The sequence below is a fragment of the Flavobacterium sp. HTF genome (assembly GCF_003105115.1).
GTDB lineage: Bacteria > Bacteroidota > Bacteroidia > Flavobacteriales > Flavobacteriaceae > Flavobacterium.
In genome coordinates, this window is sequence record NZ_QETH01000156.1 from 1 (window position 1) to 5259 (window position 5259).

At 34.3% G+C, this 5259-nt stretch carries 6 protein-coding genes; all 6 read left to right on the plus strand.

Annotation, left to right across the window (positions count from 1 at the left end; all coding sequences use genetic code 11):
* The first annotated feature begins 364 nt into the window (after positions 1 to 364).
* The 6 genes from thrS to DCO46_RS22170 all read left to right on the plus strand — a co-directional run bounded on the left by thrS (position 365) and on the right by DCO46_RS22170 (position 4881).
* A complete protein-coding gene (thrS, locus tag DCO46_RS22145; protein ID WP_116754639.1) occupies positions 365 to 2311 on the plus strand; it encodes a threonine--tRNA ligase in 1947 nt (648 codons plus the stop codon).
* A 22-nt stretch (positions 2312 to 2333) separates the two neighbouring features.
* Positions 2334 to 2885 (plus strand): translation initiation factor IF-3, encoded by a 552-nt coding sequence (gene infC / locus DCO46_RS22150; RefSeq protein WP_110348982.1) that lies wholly within the window; start codon positions 2334 to 2336, stop codon positions 2883 to 2885.
* Positions 2886 to 3000: 115 nt separating this feature from the next.
* Positions 3001 to 3198 (plus strand): 50S ribosomal protein L35, encoded by a 198-nt coding sequence (gene rpmI / locus DCO46_RS22155; RefSeq protein ID WP_007810722.1) that lies wholly within the window; start codon positions 3001 to 3003, stop codon positions 3196 to 3198.
* Between the two features lie 101 nt (positions 3199 to 3299).
* Positions 3300 to 3644 carry a 50S ribosomal protein L20 gene (gene rplT / locus DCO46_RS22160; RefSeq protein ID WP_047773802.1) on the plus strand — a complete coding sequence of 115 codons (345 nt, stop codon included), beginning with the start codon at positions 3300 to 3302 and terminating at the stop codon, positions 3642 to 3644.
* A gap of 150 nt (positions 3645 to 3794) precedes the next feature.
* The gene (locus tag DCO46_RS22165) at positions 3795 to 4367 is read left to right on the plus strand and encodes a Crp/Fnr family transcriptional regulator (RefSeq protein WP_116754640.1); all 573 of its coding nucleotides are present in this window, start codon (positions 3795 to 3797) and stop codon (positions 4365 to 4367) included.
* A 79-nt stretch (positions 4368 to 4446) separates the two neighbouring features.
* Positions 4447 to 4881, plus strand: coding sequence for a carboxymuconolactone decarboxylase family protein (locus tag DCO46_RS22170; RefSeq protein ID WP_116754641.1), 435 nt, complete (start codon positions 4447 to 4449; stop codon positions 4879 to 4881).
* Positions 4882 to 5259: the final 378 nt, after the last annotated feature.

Sequence of the window (5259 nt, forward strand, 5' to 3'; positions counted from 1 at the left end):
CCCCGATAGAAGCGGAAATCCTTTTTGTGGCGGGGTTCGCCGCAAAAAGATTGAAGCGCATAGCGGGATCAAGCTCCTGATCAAAAAACAAATTCCAAACAAAAGGGCTTCTCCTCAAGCCTCGGGACGCTCAGCCTGACAAAAAAGCTGCTTACATATAATTAAGTATAATTCTCTCCTTATATATATGTATAGAAAAAACAAAACCCGCCAGGTTTTGAAAACCTGACGGGTAATGAAAGCAAAATCTACTCTTATTACACAGTATCATTTTCAGTACTGATATAATAAAGCAATCTTCTACATATATATATTGTATGTATTTTTGTAATCATGTATATTTGCATTCACAAAATTATAAACAATGATCAAGATTACTTTACCCGATGGGTCAATTAGAGAGTTCGCTCAAGGCGTAACTCCAATGGAGGTCGCTAAAAACATTAGCGAAGGTTTTGCAAGAAATGTTATTTCTGCATCTTTTAATGGTACAACTATTGAAACCGAAACTCCATTAACGACCGACGGTAATCTTATTTTATATACTTGGAATGATGCTGAAGGCAAAAAGGCTTTCTGGCATTCGACTTCGCACGTAATGGCACAGGCTCTTGAGGAATTGTACCCTGGAATTAAATTAACTCTTGGACCTGCAATTGCTAATGGGTTTTATTATGATGTTGATTTTGAAGATCAGAAAATTGTTGAAGCTGATTTTAAAAAGATTGAAGATCGTGTTCTTGAAATCTCAAGAGAGAAACATGAATTTAAAATGCGTCCGGTTAGCAAGGCTGATGCTTTAGCAATGTACAAAGACAACGTTTACAAGACTGAATTGATTTCGAATCTTGAAGACGGAACTATTACATTTTGCGATCACGCTACTTTTACTGATTTATGTCGTGGAGGCCATATTCCTAATACCGGAATAATCAAAGCTTTTAAAATCATGAGTGTTGCCGGTGCTTACTGGAGAGGTGATGAAAAGAATAAACAGCTAACTCGTGTTTACGGAACTTCTTTTCCAAAACAAAAAGACTTAACTGAATATCTTGAACTTCTTGAAGAGGCTAAACGTCGTGATCACCGTAAACTTGGTAAAGAGCTTGAATTGTTTGCTTTTTCTCAGAAAGTTGGGCAAGGTTTGCCTTTATGGCTACCAAAAGGTGCTGCACTTAGAGATCGTTTAGAGCAATTTTTGAAAAGAGCCCAAAAGAAGGCCGGATATGAGCAAGTAGTTACTCCTCATATTGGTCAGAAAGAGCTTTATGTTACTTCTGGTCACTATGCAAAATACGGTGCAGACAGTTTTCAGCCAATAAATACTCCTGCTGAAGGTGAAGAGTTTTTACTGAAACCAATGAACTGTCCTCACCACTGTGAAATTTACAATGTGAGACCCTGGTCCTATAAGGATTTACCAAAACGTTATGCTGAATTTGGTACTGTATATAGATATGAGCAATCTGGTGAGCTGCATGGTTTAACGCGTGTAAGAGGTTTTACTCAGGATGATGCGCATATTTTCTGTACTCCGGAACAATTGGATGAAGAGTTTAAAAAAGTTATTGACCTTGTACTATATGTGTTCGGTTCTTTAGGTTTTGAAAACTTTACTGCTCAAATTTCGTTAAGAGATCAGGAAAACAGAGAAAAGTATATTGGATCTGACGAAAACTGGGAGAAAGCTGAAAACGCGATTATCAATGCTGCAAAAGACAAAGGATTGAATACTGTAGTAGAATATGGCGAAGCTGCTTTTTATGGGCCAAAGCTTGACTTCATGGTAAAAGATGCTTTAGGCAGACAATGGCAGTTAGGAACTATTCAGGTGGATTATAATCTTCCTGAGCGTTTTGAATTGACTTACAAAGGTGCTGATAACGAATTACACAGACCTGTAATGATTCACAGAGCTCCTTTTGGTTCTATGGAGCGTTTTATTGCGATTTTATTGGAACATACGGCTGGAAATTTCCCACTTTGGCTAATGCCTGAGCAAGCTATAATCTTGTCTTTGAGCGAGAAATACGAAATATATGCTAAAAAAGTTTTAGATTTGCTAGAAAATCACGAAATTCGCGCCCTAATTGATAACCGAAACGAGACAATTGGTAAAAAAATTAGAGATGCAGAAATGCAGAAAATACCATTTATGCTGATTGTAGGTGAGGAAGAAGAGAAAAACAACACAATTTCTATTCGTCGTCACGGACAGGAAGGAAAAGGGAATATTACAGTTACAATAGACGAATTTGTCAGAATTGTAAACGAAGAAATAAACAAAACATTAAAAGTTTTTACAGTTTAACTTAAATTATAAAGTCATAGCAATAAGAAGCAACAGAGGTTTTCAACCTCGCGTAGAAAAAAAAGATGCACACAGAATAAATAACAATATTCGTGGTGTACAAGAAGTAAGACTAGTAGGTGAAAACATCGAACCTGGTGTATTTAAACTAGCAGACGCATTACGTTTAGCTGATCAATTTGAATTAGATCTAGTTGAGATTTCGCCAAATGCTGAGCCGCCGGTTTGTAAAATCATGGATTACAAGAAATTTGTTTACGAACAAAAGAAACGTGATAAGGTATTAAAAGCTAAATCGTCTCAGGTTGTAGTAAAAGAAATTAGGTTTGGTCCTCAGACTGACGAGCACGATTATGAATTTAAAAGAAAAAATGCTGAAAAGTTCCTTAAAGAAGGTGCAAAATTAAAAGCTTTCGTTTTCTTCAAAGGTCGTTCTATCATCTATAAGGATCAGGGTCAGATTTTATTATTACGTTTGGCTACAGATTTAGAAGAACACGGTAAAGTGGAAGCGATGCCAGTTTTGGAAGGAAAGAGAATGATTATGTTCATTGCTCCGAAGAAAAAGAAATAAGTCGTAAAGCCAAAAGTCATAAAACCGAAAGTCAGAACAGACTTTCAAACTTTAGCCTTTTAAACTTTCAGACTAAGATATAAGTAAGTAAGAATAAATTAAAACACTAGGAAAAATGCCTAAAATGAAAACAAAATCTAGCGCTAAGAAACGTTTTAAAGTTACTGGCTCTGGAAAGATTAAAAGAAAGCATGCTTTTAAAAGTCACATCTTGACTAAAAAATCTAAAAAACGTAAATTAGCTTTGACACACTCAGCGCTAGTTCACTCAACAGATATGAAAAGCATCAAACAACAATTAAGAATTATCTAATAATTCTTTAGGTTAAAAAATTATTTATATAACCTTGGAGTATGGCTTTGAAGTTCCTTTGATTCAATTCAGGACGCCTGCTACAAAAACACATTAAAATTATGCCAAGATCGGTAAATTCAGTTGCTAAAAGAGCAAGAAGAAAAAAAATAATGAAGCAAGCCAAAGGTTTCTTTGGTAGACGTAAAAACGTTTGGACAGTTGCTAAGAATGCAGTAGAGAAAGCAATGTGCTACGCTTACCGCGATAGAAAACAAAACAAAAGAAATTTCCGTGCATTATGGATTCAACGTATCAACGCTGGAGCTAGATTGGAAGGAATCTCTTATTCTCAATTCATGGGGAAAGTTAAAGCAAACGGAATCGAATTGAACCGTAAAGTTCTTGCAGATTTAGCTATGAACCACCCGGAAGCTTTCAAAGCAATACTTAACAAAGTAAAATAAACGTTTTATAAACTCAATTTAGATTACTTACTTATCATAGAAAAACCATTCGCCTCGGCGAATGGTTTTTTGCTTTTACAGCAGTTTCTAAAATCAGGCTTTTAGAAATTAATTATAAAAGGTACATTTGTATATTTGGTAAATTAAACGATGTATAAAGCACTTTTTGATCATATAGAAAAAATAATAAAGTTAGAGCCCTCAGAAATTGAGACACTTGAGTCGTGTCTTTCTATACTTACAATAAAAAAGAAAGAGCTTGTCCTGCAGGAAGGACAGATTTGCAATACTTTATATTTTATTAGAAAAGGCTGCATGAGACAATATATTATCAATTCTAAAGGAACAGAACAAACACTGCAATTTGGTATTGAAAACTGGTGGATAACAGATTATTTAAGTTATCATAATCATATTCCTTCGCACTTTTATATACAGGCAGTAGAAAACTCAGAAGTAATTGCTATAGAGAAATCAGCTCTTGAATCTATATTACTTGAGGTCCCGAAACTTGAGCGGTATTTTAGAATCGTTTCTCAAAAATCATTTGGAGCTGCCCAAATGCGTATCAAGTTCTTATTTACAATGTCGGCAGAAGAACGATATCATCATATGAACAATCTGTTTCCTGAATTTGTACAGCGGGTACCACAATATATGCTTGCCTCCTATTTAGATTTTTCTGCTGAGTTTATGAGTAAAATCAGAGCAGGAAAAGTATAAACTTCATTTCTTGAAGTAGTTCAAGTTTTTTAAAGCAGATATAGAAGAACTTTGTATCAAACTTTAAAAGATAAATAAAATGAAACCAAGAATTGTTATTCCGAAAGTAGCACCAGAAGCGTATCAGGCCATGTTAGGTTTAGAGAAATATATTGCTACAACATCTATTACCCCTGTTTTAAAAGAACTAATTAAAATCAGAGCTTCACAAGTAAATGGCTGTGCCTATTGTATTAATATGCATACTGGAGACGCACGTAAATTAGGTGTTACAGAACAACGTATTTATTTATTAAGTGCCTGGCGAGAAGCTGATGTATATACAGATGAAGAAAAAGCTGTTTTGGCCTTAACTGAAGAAGTAACTCTAATTAGCAACCATGTTTCTGAAGAAACTTATGAAAATGCAGCGAAATATTATGATGAAAAATCTCTTGCTGAAATCATAATGATGATTATTACCATCAATGCATGGAACAGAATTGGAATTGCAACCGGAATGAGAGCTGTATAAAATTTTATCTTGTTTTTTTAGCAAAACAAATCGCATAAAACCCTCTAAAAGAGGGTTTTGCTATTATAAAAAGTTTATAAAATAAAAGACCTAAATTAAACTCTACAAAAATACCGTATTTATACCCTGTTTTCAGGTTTCTCTATTCTTTACTTTTGATCCGAAAGATTATGAAATGAAATTTGATTAAAGTATCATTTCAATTCTCTAAGCAAACAACCACAATAATAATCGTACAGGTAAAAAATTTTGCTAATTAATTTAGTGATTTACGGATTCCCGTAAATGAAAGCTTTTAAGAAGTTTAATTTTGTACCACTAATTAACAGGACCAAATGAAACCAAAATACGAAATCTCATTACAGAAAAACTATAATC